The sequence below is a fragment of the Mycobacterium sp. 1423905.2 genome (assembly GCF_001673155.1).
In the GTDB taxonomy this organism is placed as follows: domain Bacteria; phylum Actinomycetota; class Actinomycetes; order Mycobacteriales; family Mycobacteriaceae; genus Mycobacterium.
The window spans coordinates 1-16,619 of record NZ_LZLE01000082.1 but is presented as its reverse complement, the minus strand read 5'-3'; the positions used below and the strand labels follow the sequence as shown (position 1 = coordinate 16,619).

At 62.2% G+C, this 16,619-nt stretch carries 8 protein-coding genes and 1 pseudogene; all 9 read right to left on the bottom strand.

The annotated features are described in order from the left end of the window. On the bottom strand, nt 1-2,552 hold a 2,552-nt coding region (locus A9W95_RS04475), incomplete at its 3' end, for an AMP-binding protein (RefSeq protein WP_156746001.1). After that, on the bottom strand, nt 2,549-2,926 hold the full coding sequence (locus tag A9W95_RS04470; protein ID WP_067409414.1) for a phosphopantetheine-binding protein: 378 nt from the start codon (nt 2,924-2,926) through the stop codon (nt 2,549-2,551). The genes A9W95_RS04470 and A9W95_RS04475, both read right to left, overlap by 4 nt. Continuing rightward, the gene (locus tag A9W95_RS04465) at nt 2,923-4,464 is read right to left on the bottom strand and encodes an AMP-binding protein (RefSeq protein ID WP_082982894.1); all 1,542 of its coding nucleotides are present in this window, start codon (nt 4,462-4,464) and stop codon (nt 2,923-2,925) included. The genes A9W95_RS04470 and A9W95_RS04465 overlap by 4 nt, the downstream gene beginning before the upstream one ends. Before the next feature lie 234 nt (nt 4,465-4,698). Then, nucleotides 4,699-5,034, bottom strand: coding sequence for a chorismate mutase (locus A9W95_RS04460; RefSeq protein ID WP_082982893.1), 336 nt, complete (start codon nt 5,032-5,034; stop codon nt 4,699-4,701). 64 nt (nt 5,035-5,098) lie between these two features. Beyond that, the gene (gene pabB, locus A9W95_RS04455; RefSeq protein WP_067409412.1) at nt 5,099-7,210 is read right to left on the bottom strand and encodes an aminodeoxychorismate synthase component I; all 2,112 of its coding nucleotides are present in this window, start codon (nt 7,208-7,210) and stop codon (nt 5,099-5,101) included. A gap of 256 nt (nt 7,211-7,466) precedes the next feature. Beyond that, nucleotides 7,467-9,215, bottom strand: coding sequence for a thiamine pyrophosphate-binding protein (locus A9W95_RS04450; RefSeq protein ID WP_067409411.1), 1,749 nt, complete (start codon nt 9,213-9,215; stop codon nt 7,467-7,469). Nucleotides 9,216-9,320: 105 nt separating this feature from the next. Next, nucleotides 9,321-10,616, bottom strand: a pseudogene (locus tag A9W95_RS04445) (acyltransferase domain-containing protein); the annotation flags it as partial. A 458-nt stretch (nt 10,617-11,074) separates the two neighbouring features. After that, nucleotides 11,075-13,759: a LuxR family transcriptional regulator gene (locus A9W95_RS04440; RefSeq protein WP_067409409.1), complete on the bottom strand. Its 2,685-nt coding sequence runs from the start codon at nt 13,757-13,759 to the stop codon at nt 11,075-11,077. Between the two features lie 602 nt (nt 13,760-14,361). Continuing rightward, the coding region (locus A9W95_RS04435; protein WP_067409408.1) for a helix-turn-helix transcriptional regulator at nt 14,362-16,619 on the bottom strand (2,258 nt) is incomplete at its 5' end.

Below are 16,619 nucleotides of genomic sequence, written 5' to 3'. Positions count from 1 at the left end.
TCGACGCCAGGCCGTGGAGGGTTTGGACGGTCGGCAAGTTTTGACGGCGTGCCGCCAGCTGCGCGGCCAACCCGGCCCCGATACCCCCGGGCCACGCCAGCACCGGCGATATACAACTCACCGGCCACCCCTACTGGCACCGGGGACAACCCAGCATCGAGGACGAACAGCCGCCAGTTTCCCAAGGGAGCACCAATCGGGGAACCGCCCCGTTCGGCGTGCTTGCTGACCAGCTCGAGATGCGTTGTGTGCACGGTAGCTTCAGTGATGCCGTACATGTTGATCAGCCGTGGTGGGTGCGGGCGCTCATCGGGATACCAACCTCGAAGCCGAGACGGGTCCAGCGCTTCCCCACCGAACACAACCATCCGCAACGCCAGATCGGCCGCGGCCTTGGTTTGTTCGGCTTCCGCGCGCGTCAACTCGTAGAACGCTGACGGGGTCTGACTGAGCACCGTGATGCGCTTGTCGAGGATCAGTTGCCACAGTTTCCGCGGCGTTCGCACCGTTTCCCAGGGCACCACCACCACACGCGCACCGTGTAGTAGGGCACCCCACAACTCCCACACCGAGAAGTCGAAAGCCGGCGAGTGACACCACGACCACACGTCGGTATGGGTGAAGTTGCACCATCGGTCCAGGCCGGCGAACAGAGCGACCACATTGTGGTGGGTAATGGCAACAGCTTTCGGCCGTCCGGTTGACCCTGACGTGTACATGACGTACGCGAGATTGGCCGGCTGCACGGGCAGGCCGGCCGGTTGACCCGTGGTGGCGTTGAGTTCGTTGCCGTCTGGGTCGATAGCGTCCAGAATCAGCAGCGGCGCATCGTTATCGGGCAAAATCGCGGCGGTGGCTGCATCGGTGACCAGCAGTCGCGCGGCGGCGTCGGCCAGGACATAAACGGTGCGCTCGCTGGGATAATTAGGATCGATTGGCAGATACGCAGAACCGGTTTTGCAGATGGCCAGTAGCGCAGTCACTAGTTGAACCGACCGCGGCAGAGCGACGGCGATGATGTTCTCCGGTCCGGCTCCATATATCCGCATCCGTGCGGCGAGATGGTTTGCGCGCGCGTCGAGTTCGCGATAAGTCAGTGCCTCGTTGTCGTCTTCGACCGCGATTGCGTCGGGTGTCCGCGCGACCTGCGCGGCGAACAACTCCGGGATGGTTCCGTCGGGGATGGGCGTGGTCGTGTCGTTCCACTGGGCCACCACCAAGTCACGCTCGGCCGGGTCGATGATCTCGATCAGATCGATTCGCCGCTCCGGGTCGCTTGTGACGGCATGCAGGAAAGACTTCAAGTGGTTGCCGAAACGGATCAGATCTTGTTCGTCATAGAGCAGGCCGGTTGCGTCGATCTGAATGAGAAAGTCACCGGATTCGCTGTTGTCCGATGGGCGCGCGTCGTAATAAACGGAGATTGCCAGGTCGTCACAGGTGCCAAAAGTCGCGCCTCGGAATGAGGCGGCACTTCCGGCAAAATCGAGACCACCGGAGAACGGCATGATATTGAGGATCGGCCCGAATCGGTTCTTCTGTCGTTTCACTATGCCGATATCACGCTGTATTCCCGATATGTGGTAGCGGGAATGGGGAAGTACGGTGCTGATCTCGCGGTCGAGTGATTCCGCGAACTCGTTGAATCGAACACCCGGTGGAATATCGACTCGCACCGGAACAGCGTTCGCCAGCGAGCATGGCGTGCTCCATCCGACGCCGAACCGGCAAGCTGCGGACAGCCTGATCGGGAATTCTGACGCGCCCGAGGCTCGAGTGAAACAGCCAACGAGTGACGCGGTCAAAAACTTGGGCAGTGACACGCCGATATGACTCGCCACTTCTCGCAGGCGACGTGCGGCGTCTCCGGTAAGAGCCAGACTGTGATGCAAGGTTACCGACTGCGGCGAAACTGGACGGCCGGATATGTTCGGCGGCTCCGGCCAATCTCGCGTGTAACTGTCCCAAAAGTCTTTGTCCTGGACGAAGTTCGGCGAGGACCGGTAATTCAGGTCGTCTCTGCTGATCGCTTGTGGACTGCAGAACATAGATCGTGAGGGTGGGGCGCCGGCCTTCAGCGTCGTGTACACCTCCGCGATCCGCCGGACCGCGATGAGTAATCCGAATCCGTCACACACGATGTGGTGAGCGACGACGAACAGCGAGTGGCGCAATTCATTTTGCTTGATCAAGCCGGCCCGGAAGGGAATGTCATCGCTGAGGTCGAACGCTCGGCGCGTCACTTCCGCGATCAGGCTGCGAGCAGCGAGATCCGGACTTTCTGTGTGGCTTACATCGAACAGATCCGGTTCCCACGTGTTCGGGTCACGTAATGTTTGACGTAATCCGTCGTCGTCCTCGGTGAAGGTGGCACGCAGCGTCTTGGTCTCACGGCAGACATGGTGCAATGCGGCGGCCATAACGGATTCGTCGACCGGACCGTGTATTTCGACATAGCCGGCTATATTATTGGGCAGATTCGGCACCAATCTTTGGGCAAACCAGATCGCTTCCTGCGCCGCCGAGACGTCAATAGAATCGGCTACCGTCATTGGTCCATACTTTCCTCTGGGAAGGTGACGATAAGCTCGGCCAGTTGAGCGATGGTGAGCTCGGCAAACATCAGGACCATTCCGACGTTGAGGGCGACGCCTAGTGCGCGCTGCACGTCCAGCAGCAGCTCCACCCTGGACGAAGATTCAAGGCCCAAGTCCAAAGCGAGGTTGGTATCACCGTTCAGTTCGCGCTCTGCGAACGAAGTGCTCAATGCGCGTACGGCAACGGTGATCTCATCGATCACGCGGTCGAGAGTCAACGGCTCCGTAACCTGCTGTTCCGGAGAGGGTAATGGCGCGACTGCCAGGACATGATCGCGGTGATCGCTCTCGAGCTCAGCATGGTCGGGAACGTGTACAAAGCGGGTCATCTGCTTGCCTCCAAGAGATCTGCGGCAATGCGGCGTCTGCGCAGTTTGCCGCTTGTTGTCCTGCTCAGCGAGTTGTTGGGCACGAATCGCACGCCGGTCAAAGGCAGAGCGGCTTGCCTGGCCGCTCGCAACAAGTCGCGGCGATGTGCTGTCGCGAGAGCGTCATCGGTGGCAGCCGAATCGTTTTCGATCACGGCAACCATCTGGGTCATTGCCTCTTGGTCAACGCCGACCACCGCAATGTGTCCCATTTTCCCGAAGCCGCTGCGCACCACGAATTCTTCGACCTCGGCGGGCAAGAAATCTTCGCCGGCGACTCGAATGACCTCGGCTGTCCGTCCGGTGAAGATCAGCTCGCCGTCGGCCATGAATCCCAGGTCTCCGGTGCGCACCGGAGCCGAAGGAGGAACGACTTCGCCGCCGTAGGGTCCTGAGCATCGAGACGGCGACCGTACAACCACATCACCGATGACGTGCTCGCCGACCGGTTCTCCCCCGACCTCGATCCATACCTCGGTGTCACGCCCGGGTGGTCCCACCGACATCATTTCGGTGGGTCGGCCGTCCCGCCCGGAGCTACTGGGGACTTCGACGGTGCGCCAATGCCGGTCTGATGGAGTGCAGGTGACCATCAACGTCGCGTCGGCAAGGCCATAGCATGGTCGCACCACACCCGAACCGCATCCGGCGATCGTCTCGAACGCAGTCAAAACCTTGGGTCGTATGACGTCTGCGCCGACCAGCACCGAACGCAGCGCATCGAGCTGCACGCTCTGGGATCGCAGTGCCTTGGTGGCGATGTGCATCCCGGCAGGAATGACCGGCCAGAATCCGACCCGGTGTTCAGCCATTTGCTCGACCCACTGACCGGGCGCGATCAAAAACTCTTCCGGCCTCCATAACACGAGTGGAAAGCCGACCCACAAGGCCAGCAAGACGCTGATGAGGCCCATGTCGTGGGACAGCGGTAGCCATGATCCGCCCACCTCGTGTGGTCCGACTGCCACTGCATCTCCGATGATCTGCAATTGTGCGCGGATGGCGCGATTGGAAATACGAAGCGGCCGTGGAGAACCGACACTGCCTGAGCTGAATTGCAAATAAGCGGTGTCTTCACGAGTGATGTCGAGTACCGAGCGTTTCGACACTTCCTGCCACGTCCCGCGCAGGTAGACGAATCGAGCATTGACCGATTCGCTGACATCGTTGACACGCGTTTGCACTGACGCCGCTGACTCGTATGGTCTTGCTCCGCTCAGGACCAACGGCACCCCGCCGGCAAGCGCTACCGCGAAAAGCGCGCTCAGCACATTCTCGGGCTCGTCGACGAGGATCGGTACGACGCTCCCTGCCAGATCCGGGGCCGTTGCCGCTGTTGACCGGGCTGCGGCGACTATTGCTCTTGCGTCCAGCGTCTCGCCAACACGGACGAGCGGCAGGGCTGTCGTTCGACCCTCGATCCGATCACAGATCTCGGAAAATACTGAACCTACGGCAATCTCGGTGCCTGACAACAGTACTGCACTATCGGTTTTCATTACGCACCTTGTCTAAGTTCTACGGCTGTCTATTGCGCAAGAGCCTATGGTTATTTCTAATAAACGCAGTACATTTGGAGCCGGTAGAGTAGTGTGACCACCCAGGTCAGGTATCGGTTTGTTCCCTTTGAGTGGCGGCCTTCGGCGTCGATTGCAGCATACGACTAGCTAGGTTGTGACGTCGTAACTTGCTGCGCCACAGACTATTCCGTATTCAGCGTGGGTGCGTACGGACTACGCAGTGATCTCGTTGCCCATGATCACGTCTTCCAAGCGACAGGACTCCTGGAAGATCACGTCGAGAAGTCGATTGACGAAACCCTCGTCAAGTCCACGTGTTCGACCTTCTGCAACCGACTTCGCGCGCACGTGCGCGAGGCGGTGCGGCTGCATCATCGGGATTTGTCCTTTGCGTTTCAGTTGGGCAATTTCGGCGCAGATCTGCATACGCTCAGCAATCACCCAGATCAGGGTCGTATCGAGAGCGTCAAGACGCTTACGACAATCGTCCATCGCTGATCCGACGTCGACGTCACAAACTTCATTGTCAGCTACCGGCCGGTCGGTCATCAGTCTCCCTTTCCGTACTGCCGTCGAACACCTCAACGCTGAACATCATCGGCGCCTGAATTTTTCAAGCCAACGTAGAGACGCGGGCCGTTGCCTGTATGGATTGCAACAGCGCGTGCGCTTTAAGTCGTATTTCGGCGATTTCTTCTTCCGGATCAGAAAGCGCAACGATTGCGCCGCCCGTACCGATGGTAATCTTGTCACCACTTACGACCATTGTCCGGATGACGATATTGAGATCAACAGCCCCCGAAAGAGAGAAGTATCCAATAGCGCCCGAATAAATTCCCCTCGGGCCGGCTTCCAGCCTGTCGATGATCTGCATCGTCCGCCGCTTGGGCGCACCGGTCATGGACCCACCCGGGAAAACGGCTCGCACGCACTCCGCCGGCGTCACGTCATCCCTCAGTTTCGACCTGACGGTGCTCACTAACTGATGAACGGTGGCGTATGTCTCGACTGCGAACATCTTGGGCACGTGCACGGAACCCACCACGGAAACCTGTCCTAGGTCGTTGCGCAACAGGTCCAAGATCATGAGGTTTTCCGCGCGATCTTTTTCTGCCGTGCGCAAATCATGGACCAGAATCGCGTCCTCATCGCGCGTGCATCCTCGCCGTCGAGTGCCTTTTATGGGCTTCGCTTCCATAATCCGATCGGCGGAGATCTTGAGGAACCGCTCCGGAGATGCACAGAGGATATCGACCCCCGGTAGCTGCAGAAACGCACCATATGGAACGGGGATGCGCCGCCGGAGGTCGCGGTAGGTTTCCAGCGGATCGATTGAGGCGTTCACCGTCACCGCCGTCGTCAGGCAAACTTCGTAAGTTTCCCCGGCGCGAATCTCCTTCATACACTGCTCTATATTTTCGGCATATTTGGTAGCGGATTCGCGAAAATTCACCGGCATATCGATTACCAGTGAGCGAGTATCGCACCCGTTGAGCGGGATATACGACGACAAGCGCACGGCATGTTCGGCTTCGTCCAGCCACGACGCGACGTCCGCCTGATCGCGGGCGCCTTGACCGATGAGGGCCAGTAACCAGGTCTCACCGAGCTTGTGATCGACCACAAGAGCCCGGTCACAGAACACGAACCCTGCGTCCGGGAGATCAGATCGGTGCGCGGCGTCGCCGCCACATTCCGCCTTCATTTCGTAGCCTAGGTAGCCGACGTAACCGAGCGCGAAATCACAATCGTTTTTAGGCGTGCTCACCGCACGCTGCGCAGTCTGCTGCCCAATATAGTCGAATATACTTTGCTCGAAATGCGTTACCGTACCGTCGCTATAGCGGACGTGCACGCCGCGGTTGGCGTCCGCAGTCACCCACTCGCCGTGCGGACCACAACAACCAAGAATGGAAAAACGTGACAACCCTTCTACGACCAGCGAACTATCCAGCCAGAAGGCGCCGTCGTGACCAGCGAAAAGCTCCGAATAGAGTTCTTCGGTGTCAGGGTGCCAAGCCACGCGGCGGCTTATTAAGCGCAGCCGCCTAACCGGCGTCCGAACGCCACCATTCAGGTGACGGGACTTAATGTGCACATCAGCAATGGGAGCCGCAGTGGGATTGCGCCGCCTCGAGCCAGCACGAGCGAGGCATAAGAAGTTTTCGATCAATTCACGACCATACTGCGTCAGGATTGACTCGGGGTGGAACTGCACGCCCCATTGCGGCCGCGAGCGGTGTTCCACGCCCATGACGAGCTTGTTCCCCGCCTGGTCAATCGTAGAGGCCGTGACCTGCAGGGTATTTGGCACGTCGGCCACCATAAGTGAGTGATAGCGGGTAGCAAGGAAAGGTGAAGGCATTCCGGCGAACAGACCGGTGCCGTCGTGCTCAATGGCACTGGTCCGTCCATGGCAAGGCTCCGGTGCGTTGGTGATCACTGCGCCTTGCAGGTAACAAAGGCCCTGATGCCCGAGACACACCCCAAGCAGGGGAACATCAGAATCGACTGCCAGGCGACTGATACCGAAGTCGGAGACGAACTCCGGCCTTCCCGGCCCGGGCGAGATTATCAACGCGTCGAGGTTGTCTTGCGCGATCGAATACCACGCCGAATAGTCGTCGTTGCGGATGACCTCCACCGGACCGGTCGTAACACTCGCTACAAGTTGAAAGAGGTTGTAGGTGAACGAATCATAGTTATCGACGATCAGGATGGACATCGTCTATTCCTCCGGAAATAACGTATGTGTTGCTGTGTTGCGGGCAGCCTAAGGTCCTTTTGTGTGGCGCAGACGCGCTTGCGGCAAGTAGAGAGGTTGGGGAGATCGGATAGGGTAGTCGGAGTGCGAATACTGGCGTGCGGGCGTGACTTCGGGCGTGAAGCACTTCGATGTGCGGGTACTAACGCAAACTTCTCGGAGCACTCCGGCTGCTGTGTCCTTTGCCGGCCCGGCGTAACCGCGACGGAGCACGACATCAGTGAGCATTGACCGTGACATCGGTTCGCTTGCCTCTGCTCGACGAAATCTGCTTCGTGCGAACGGCTTTAGCTGGCAGCGGCGCGAGAAATGTTGTGACGGGCGGTAATTCGTCTGCCGCACACTCGACGCTTATCACCGATGGGCCATCGACGTCTAGCGCCGTGCGAATCGCCGCGCTGAATGTGTCGGCGTCGGTGACATCGACGGAGGCAAGGCCTGGGAACATCGCAGCCAGACCTGCCCCCAGCCGACTCGCAGTGAACCTATTGTAACTGTGCCGATTGCCGTAGAAGAGCTTCTCGCTGGTAGCGCACATGGCGTGAGCGTTGTTGTTGAACAACACGAATGTCACCGGTAGTCGGTATTGGACAGCGGTGTGCACCTCCATGCCGTGCATGAAGAACGCGCCGTCGCCGGCGATCACCACCACGCGTCCCCGAGGCGTCTGAGCCTTTGTGCGGGCGAATGCCATCCCGATACCGGCTCCGAAGCTGTACCCCATTCCGCCCATACCGAGTGCTACTACGAACCGCCCCATGCGCCGAACGGGCAAGTAGTGGACGGCCGCCGCGCCAGTGTTGCCGGCGTCGACGACGATGTCGACGCCATCGGGCAAGAGGCGATCGAGGACCTTCATCGCGTCGCGGTAGCGTACCCCCGAGCCTTCAAACGGCGGCGGACTCAACTCGCTGCGCGGCACCGCATCAGGCACCCGAACTTTGGTGGCCCGGCCGCGGCCGGTGAGCGAACTGGTCAGCGTTCGCAACGAAGTCCGTAGATCGTCGGAGTAGACATGGGTGCACGGAATGTATGGCGGCTCGGACCCGATCGAGACGGTGTGCACCGTCTTCAGCGCATCCTCGAGTCCGGCGCGCGCGACCTCTGACAGCCGGGTGCCGATCACCAGGCACATCGCGCTTCCGGCCACCGCTTGCACCACACTGGGGTGGCCCATGATGCCGGTGACGCCAAGTGCTGAGGACGAACCGAAACCGGGTGTCCCCGCAGCATCTTTGGCATGGGGTACGCACGCCACCCGTGCGCGTAGCACGGCTCGCAGTGACGACAATTCGCCCCGTGCGTTGTCGCGGGCGACCTGCTCTCCAGCGATGATCGTGATCGGTCCGTTCGCCTCCCGCAGCGCTTGCGCGATGGGCTGGGGGTCGCCGATAGCACGGGGTCGCTCGATCACGCGCTCGACGGCGCGACCGTTGATCGGGACGCATGCCCTTTGAATGTCTTTAGGCAACAATAGAACTGCGGGGCCGCCCGTTTGCGCCGCCGCTACCGCGGCCGACAACGCCTCGGGAATGTCGGCAGTGGTCAGCACTCGTCGGCAGAAGACAGACACTTCCGAAAACAGCGCCTCGGCGTTCAACGAGCCGTTGCGGCCGCTGGTGTCCTCGACGCTGCCGCGCCCGTCCATGGCGGTCGACGGCTGACCCACCAACGCCAGGACCGGGACGCGGCTGGCAAACGATTCCCCTAAGCCCGGAATCAGGTTCAGCGCGCCACCGCCCGACGTCGCTGCCACCACACCCAGACCGCCGCTGCGGCTGTACCCGTCAGCCATCGTCGCGGCAGAGAACTCATGCTTGGCCAACACGGCGGTGATATCCGAGCGGAAAAACGCGGCGTCGTAGAGATCTTCAATGTTGGCGCCGTCGACGCCGAAGATGTAGTCGACTCCGCTTGTTGCGAGGTACTCGACGATTTGGTCGACCACACGTTGCCTCTTGCGCATGTTCTCAAACCTTGAAGCGTGGTAGCGATATCAATTGAGCGCCGTCAGCCCACGCCACATGTCGGTACGTGTGGGCAGAACCGCAGCGTCATGTTTGGCCCGTGCAACGCTGACCCATAGCCGCGTGCGCTGCCAAGGCATGGTCGGCAGCACTGGATGCGGTTCCGGTGGGTGCGGGGTTTCCGGCGGGTAAATGCTGTGAGTGGCATTGAGATTGGTGTGAAAGCTCAGAGTGTCGTCTCGGTCGCGCCACAGGGTGCCGAGACAGTGGTGATGGGCCTGACCCAGTGTCTCGGTGATGGGTTGGGTCAGTAATGGATGAGGGCTGATCTCGATGAAAGTGGCGTTGTTCCGGCCCGCCGCAGCGATGGCCTGGCTGAGCCGCGTCGGCTGGCGCAAACTGGCCGCCCAGTAGTCGGCGTCGAGAATTGGGGTCGTGGCGGTATCGTTCACCGTGGAGATAAGCGGTACCACCGACTGCTTGGGTACGAGATCGGCCAGCGCGGCCCGCAATTCCGGCAAGATCGGATCCATTAACGAGGTATGCGGCGCCGTCGTCACGTTCAGCCGTCGGGCACACCGCCCTTGTTGCCGGACAGCGGTGATTACCGCATCCACTTGCGCGGTGGCCCCGGCGATTAACGTCTGGATTGGCGAGACAAAACCCGCGACAGCCACATCGGGATAATCAGCAATCAGTCCGGTGGTCGTTGCGGCATCAAGCCCCAGCGAAGCCATGGCGCCCTGCCCGGCCAACCGACTCGTCAACCGCGAGCGGACCTCGATCACCCGCAGGCCCTGGGTCACGCTCAACGCGCCGGCCGCCACCGCCGCGGTGACCTCACCCGTCGAGTGTCCAACGACCGCATCGGGAATCATCCCGTAGGCCCGCCACAATTCGGTGAGCGCCAGCTGCAGTCCCAGCAGTACCTGCTGCGAACGCGCCTCCCCGACCACTGGCTGCCCTTCTCTCAGCACCTGCCGCAGCGAAAACCCTGCTTGCGCAAAGAAGGTCGGTTCCAACGCGTCCACCGCCGCTGCGAAGTCGGGCTCGTCGGTCAATAGTTGCCGACCCATGCCCGCCCATTGCGAGCCGTGACCCGAGTACACGAAAACCGTTCCGGGAAAGCAGGTCCCGTCATGCGGGCCGACCACGCCTTCGGCCGGCCGTCCGGCCGCCAATGCCGCCAACCCAGCCACCGCCTGGGCGCGCTCGCGCGCACAAACGGTGGCGAAGCACGGGTGCCAGACTCGATGATGATTGAGCGTGTGGGCCACCTCGGCCAGCCCGAGATGCGCACCCTCACCGGTCATCCATTCGGCCAGCATCCTGGCCAGAGTCTCGATACGATCCGGCGTCCTCCCGAAGAGCACCAACGTGCTCACCGGTGACGCTGGCTCAGCCGCACGAGACTCCTCTCGAAACATCATCGTCATGCCGTCACACCGCCTGCCGAGATCTTCTGCACTGAGCTCAGCAGCCAACGCTCAACTCCACCAATAAATTTGGTTGGTCCAACCGAGCTCATGTGCTGAGGAAAATAGATGAGGCCGCACCCGGTCATGCCCTCGCGAACGAATCTCATGCGCGGAGCCTATGGTCCCGTTAGCCGACATCGTGGCGCGTTTGCCCTACTAGAGTGGTCTGCGTTCCAGATCGAGTACCTCACATCCATCGGCTACGTGAGGATCGTCGCGGGCCCTCGACTACGAGGTCACGAATTGCTCAGGCGTCTGGCCGATTAACTCATTGGGACAGTCCGCTGCGAATCCAACCGCGAAAGCCTTTCGCGCGCGACTCAGCGCCAACACGCCTGACCCGAATTTGCCTTGCTGTAACTCGCCGCGCGCGGGAATACTCAGCCGGCCCAGTCTTGGTCGTGCGGCGTGTTGCCTAACGCCTCGCCGCAACGCTCAGCTAAACCGTTGTGCGCGGCCGAATCTCGGTTCACTATCTGGACGAGTTGATCCCGGTTGTTGATGCCGAGTTTGGCGAAAATGCGGTAGAGGTGTCCTTCGACCGTACGCACGGAGATAACCAACCGCTCTGCGATCTGACGGTTCGACAGACCAGCCACCACCAGCATCACGATCTGACGCTCCCGGCCGCTGAACGGCAGTGGGCGCGCGGCGGCCTCGAGCGCCGGCGTGCGCGACCCGCATTGACTCGCCAACCCGTAGGCCCAGGTCGAAGACTCTACTTCCTTGCCGCGGTCACCGCTGCGGGCATGCTCGGCCGCCGCGTGCGCCGACGCGTCGGCCGCAAGAGCCGATGCACCGAGATCGACGAACCGGCGTGCCACGGCGTCGAGGAGATCGCCGTCGTGCCGGGCCAGGCCGCAGGCGTGCGTAGCGACCGCTTCCGCCATTGGGGTTTTCAGCAGTGTGGCGAGCGCGTCCAGTCGCGGTGCGTGCGTGCGATCGCCAAAGCGGACAGCTGTATAGCGTCCGCGCATCTCCATAGCGTGCATGCCGGCTTCCTGGGCAAGTTGTGCCGCGTATGCCGCATGCACTTTCGCGGCCGTTGTTTCGCCGGCAGACGCCCGCTCCCAGGCCCTGGCAAGCTGTAATTCCGGCAAAAACACTGCGACGTGCGGTCCGTATGCTTCCTCGGCAAGGCGCAAGGCGGCAGCGGCCGCCTGATTATCTCCTCGCGCGCCTTCCCCCTGGGCGCGCCGGGCGGCCACCAGCACGAACCACGGCGACGGAAAGCCCTGGGCGGACAACTCCGAAATCGAATGGCTCAATGCGGCGCATGCCGACTGCAACTCACCACTCGCAAGCTGCACGAACCCCCGCATGGCTTCCACCATTGATTCCGCGATGGGCACACCGGCAGCCATCGCGGCGTACCGCTGGCAGACTTGCTCGGCCGCCGCGTAGTCACCGGTGAAGGCCGTGACCGTAACCTGAGCCATCCCAATGCCGAACCGCTGGGGCCCGGCTTTACACAATGCCGCAGCGCGCAACCCGGCATCAGCTATGCGTTGAACGTCGCCGAAACGCCCGGCAGCCACCAGGGCGCTCGCGGTCGCATTGGCTGCCCAAACGGTCGCCGTTGGGGGTACGTCGGGCGAGCAAAGGCTCGGCCCGACCTCCAGTGTCGTCGCAACATCACCGCTGAAGTAGGCAATGGACAACTCGAGGCCCTCGATGACGAGACGAATACTCGCATCAGACCCAACCCGGGTCTTCACCTCAGCTAGGACGCGTCGGGCGGCTTCGAGCCGCCCACAGACCCAGCACAGGTTCGCCGCTCGCAGACAACCCCACCGTCCGACCAGCCACTCGCCGGCCTGGTCGATGTCGACTTCGAGACAGATGGCTTCGGCCTCATCACCACGCCCCTGCCAAGCCAACGCCTCCGCAAGTACCAGGCCTGCCCGCAGACCCCCACCGCGATCGAAGGCGAATCGCGCTAATTCCTCGCCGAGAACGACGTTCGACAAGGCTACCGCGTCCGCCGCCGCATCGATGACCACATCGAGATCCGGCTCCAGGTCGCTTCCCATCATGAACTGCGCCAGGCGGATTCGCGTGCGTAGGTCAGGCGAGCGGGGGCGGCGTTCCCCGGCAAGCAGGTGTTTTTTCAGAGCCTGCGCCAGTACGCCATTGAGTTGTCGGGAACGCACTACGCCGGCCTGCTGAAGAGCAACCTCACCGATGAAGGGGTCATTCAGATGCGCGAGCGCGTGTGATCCGTCGGCGACCAACTGGATGATGCCACGGCGCTCAAGGCGCGCCACGGCGTCGGCATCACAGATGCCCCGCAATATCTCCCAATCCAGCAACTCCGCAGTGGCCAGGACCTCAACGACTTCCAACTCTTCGGGGCCGAGGGATCGCAGCCGGAATTGCAGGAAGTCGTAAAGCTCGCGGTCTGCATGCAGCGGACCTCGCAGTTGCCAGCCATCTTCGGTGCGAGCCAGGGCCCCGTTCTCGCGACTGGCACTCAACAAGCCGCGCAGGACCAATAGGTTGCCCGCGCTTCGGTCGTATAACTCGTCGATCAATCGGGGGTGGACCGCCCCGCCGAGGACGGCAGAGGCAAGTACCCCGGTTTGCTCGCGGGTGAAGGGATCGATATGGACGGTCAGCAACAACCGCTCCTTTATCAACGCAGTCACCGCGTCAAGGACTGGGTCGCCCAACGTGACGGTCACGATCAACCGCGCACTGCGGCTGGCCGCGAGCTGATTTACGAGTGTTGCGGACAACGGGTCGAGTAGTTGCGCGTCGTCGACCACGACCACCAAGTTCTCGTCCCGCCCCAGCGTTTTATGCGCGGCGGCCAGCATTATGGCGGGTTCATGGTCAACGCCTACGGTCACCGCGCGAGAAAACGCGCCCAGCGGGATAGCGCGACCCGTTTGCGTGCCCAAGGCAAAACGCACCGTCCGCCCAGCCGCCTCGGCTGTCTTCGCCAGCATGCGGGCGAGTGTCGATTTGCCCACTCCGCTGTCGCCGACCAACGCGACCCCTTGGAACTCCGCGTCGTTGAGTGCCGCCAGCGCCTGGCGGAATTCAGCGTCACGGGCCACCATGGGCCACGTCCAATTACTTCCCGCTGCGCCGGCTGACATACCTTCCTACTTTCACCGGGTTCGCATCAGGCGGTGCAAGCCGACCGCTTGCTGGCTGCTGACCGTCCGCGACCCAGTGCCGCCGTCCTAGGCCGAAGCCGCCGCCGGCATTTGCTACCACGACACATCTCTTGACCGGATGGACCGACATCAGGTTTGCGGTCGAGGGAAGGACGCACGACAAGGTGGGCATTGGCGGCCGGCAAAGTCGCCGGCCAAATTACTTCTGCCAATCCGGCCGCACAAATTCCGGAATTCATTACCATGGGAACCGGCGTAACCGCGTTCGGCGGGTTAAATCTCATGCGCCGGAGCGTATGGGTCTCTCGACCTGGCATCGACAGAATTAACATAACTTGAGTGGTGGGCGGGCCCAGATGGAGTACGCCGAACCGCATGATCGCGTGTAGGTAAGAAACCGGGCGCCAGCCAGCGATCCCCACCCTGGAGAACCGCCTTTCGTCGCCAACCGCGGTGGGTCGTCAGCGCGGCGGCCGGTCAGCCCGTAGGTGAACATCAGCTTTGTTGCTGAACGCTCAACCGTAACCGGCGTGCCAGCCTTCTCATCCGGCCGCGTCGCAGTTCAGTAGTCGGATGAGCTGATCCCGATTGTTGATGCCGAGTTTTGTGAAGAGGCGATAGAGGTGTCCCTCCACCGTCCGGACCGAGACAACCAACCGTTCTGCAATCTGGCGGTTGGACAATCCGGCCACGACCAGCGCCGCAACCTCGCGCTCACGACCGCTGAGCGGTAACGGGGCGCCCGCCGCCTTGACCGCCGGCGTACGAAGCCCGTAGCGGCGGGCCAAGGAGGACGCTTGGGTGGACGACTCAATCTGCTTGCCGCGATTCCCAACACGGGCATGTTGAACGGCCGCCTGCGCCGATGCGTCGGCGGCCAGAGCTACCGCACCGAGATCGGCGAACTGGGCGGCCGCGGCGTCGATGAGACCCGCGTCGTTGTCGGCCAACCCGCGGGCATGGTCGGCGACCGCCCGCGCTATGGGAGTGTTCAGTATTTCGGCGAGTTCGCCGAGCCGGTTGGCATGCGAGCGATCACTGAAGCGGACGGCCGTATGCAGTGCGTGCATTTCCGCGGCGTGCATCCCTGCCGCTTCCGTAATATGCGCAGCGCGCACTGCATGCGCCTGGGCGACCGTCATTTCGCCGACGGACGCCCGCTCCCACGCCCGGGCGAGCTCGAGTTCCGGCATAAACACCGCGACATGGGGTCCGTAGGCTTTCTCTGTCCTGCGCACTGCGGCGGCGGCCGCCGCACTGTCGCCCCGTGCCGCTTCGGCCTGGGCGTGCCGCGCCGCCATCAATACAAACCAGGGCGACGAAAATCCCTGCGACAAGGCGGATTTCGCATCGTTGAAGGCAGCGCACGCCGACGGTAAGTTGCCGCGCGCGAATTCCACGAACCCCCGCATCGCTCGAATCAGGGCGTCCGCCCCGGGCACACCGGCAGCCATCACGGCGTAACGCTTATGAACCTGTTCAGCTGCTCGATAATCACCGGTGGCGGTAGCGGCCATGATCTCGGCCATACCGACGTTGAACCGTTGCAATCCCCGTCCGCAGACGGCAGCCGCTCGTAACGCCGCAGCAGCCATCCGATCGACGTCCGCACACCGGCCGGTGGTGGCCAAGGCAGCGCACGTCGGCACAGCCGCCCACACGGTCGCCGTCGGCGGCAGATCCGACGCACACAAGGCCGACCCGCGCTGCAACGTCGTGGCAATGTCGCCGGAGAAGAACGCCATTGTCACCTCTAGCGCGTTGACGAGTTGCGCGCCGGCCTCGGGCGAAACATGCCTCTTCACATCGGCGAGTACCTCTGCGGCGGCATCGACGTCCCCGCAATTCCAGAACAGGTTCGCTGCGCGCAGACTGCCCCATCGCGCGAGCGCCAGCCCATCGCAAGGATCGGGTTGGGCGTCGAGCAGTACGGTCTCGGCCTCCTCGCCGCGCCCCTGCCAACCCAGCGCCTCGGCAAGCAACATCCCGGCCGGCGGGCCGCCACGGCGGTCATAAGCGAATCGGGCCAGTTCCTCGCCGAGAGCGACGTTAGACATCGCCAGCGCTTCCGCCGCAGCCTCCATGACCACATCGAGGTCCGGCACAAGATCGCTCCGCACGATGAACTGAGCCAGCCGGATACGACACCGCACGTCGGGCACCTTCAAGGTCTGGCCCTTTGACCGAAAGCGGTCTTGAATCGCTTGTGCCAGCATGCCATTGAGCTCACGTGACCTCACGGTTCCCGCGTGCAGCAATGCCGCTTCCCCGAGGATAGGGGGGTTCAGCTGCGCTAGGGTTTGCGATCCGTCGGCAACCAACTCGATCATCGCGCGGCGCTCCAGGCGTGCCACGGCGTCGGCATCGCAGATGCTACGCAGGATTTCCCACTCCAACACCTCGGCAGTGGCTAAGACTTCAACGACCTCCAATTCATCCGCGGCAAGGGATCGAAGCCGGAACCTCAAGAGGTCGTAGAGCTCTCGGTCGCCCTGAAGCGGACCTCGGATACGCCAGCCGTCTGTTGTTGGGGCCAGCACTCCTTTCTGGCGACTGGCGCAGAGCAGCCCACGCAGTACCAGAAGGTTTCCCGCACTTCGGTCGTATAGCTCATTGATCAGTCGTCGCTCGACAGAGCCGCCGAGAACCGCGCTGGCGAGCTCTCCAGTCTGCACGCGGGTGAACGGGTCGATATGAACCGTCAGCAACAGCCGCTCTTTCATCAGCGCGGTCACGGCGTCCAGGACGGGCTCTCCGGACCGGATAGTCACGATCAGCCGCGCGCTGCGATTGGCCGCCA

Excerpts from the sequence above, each read along its gene's own strand:
- A9W95_RS04460 (WP_082982893.1), bottom strand. The coding sequence starts at position 5,034 with ATGACCGACCGGCCGGTAGCTGACAATGAAGTTTGTGACGTCGACGTC.
- pabB (WP_067409412.1), bottom strand. The coding sequence starts at position 7,210 with ATGTCCATCCTGATCGTCGATAACTATGATTCGTTCACCTACAACCTC.
- A9W95_RS04450 (WP_067409411.1), bottom strand. The coding sequence starts at position 9,215 with ATGCGCAAGAGGCAACGTGTGGTCGACCAAATCGTCGAGTACCTCGCA.
- A9W95_RS04465 (WP_082982894.1), bottom strand. The coding sequence starts at position 4,464 with ATGAAAACCGATAGTGCAGTACTGTTGTCAGGCACCGAGATTGCCGTA.
- A9W95_RS04470 (WP_067409414.1), bottom strand. The coding sequence starts at position 2,926 with ATGACCCGCTTTGTACACGTTCCCGACCATGCTGAGCTCGAGAGCGAT.
- A9W95_RS04440 (WP_067409409.1), bottom strand. The coding sequence starts at position 13,759 with ATGGTGGCCCGTGACGCTGAATTCCGCCAGGCGCTGGCGGCACTCAAC.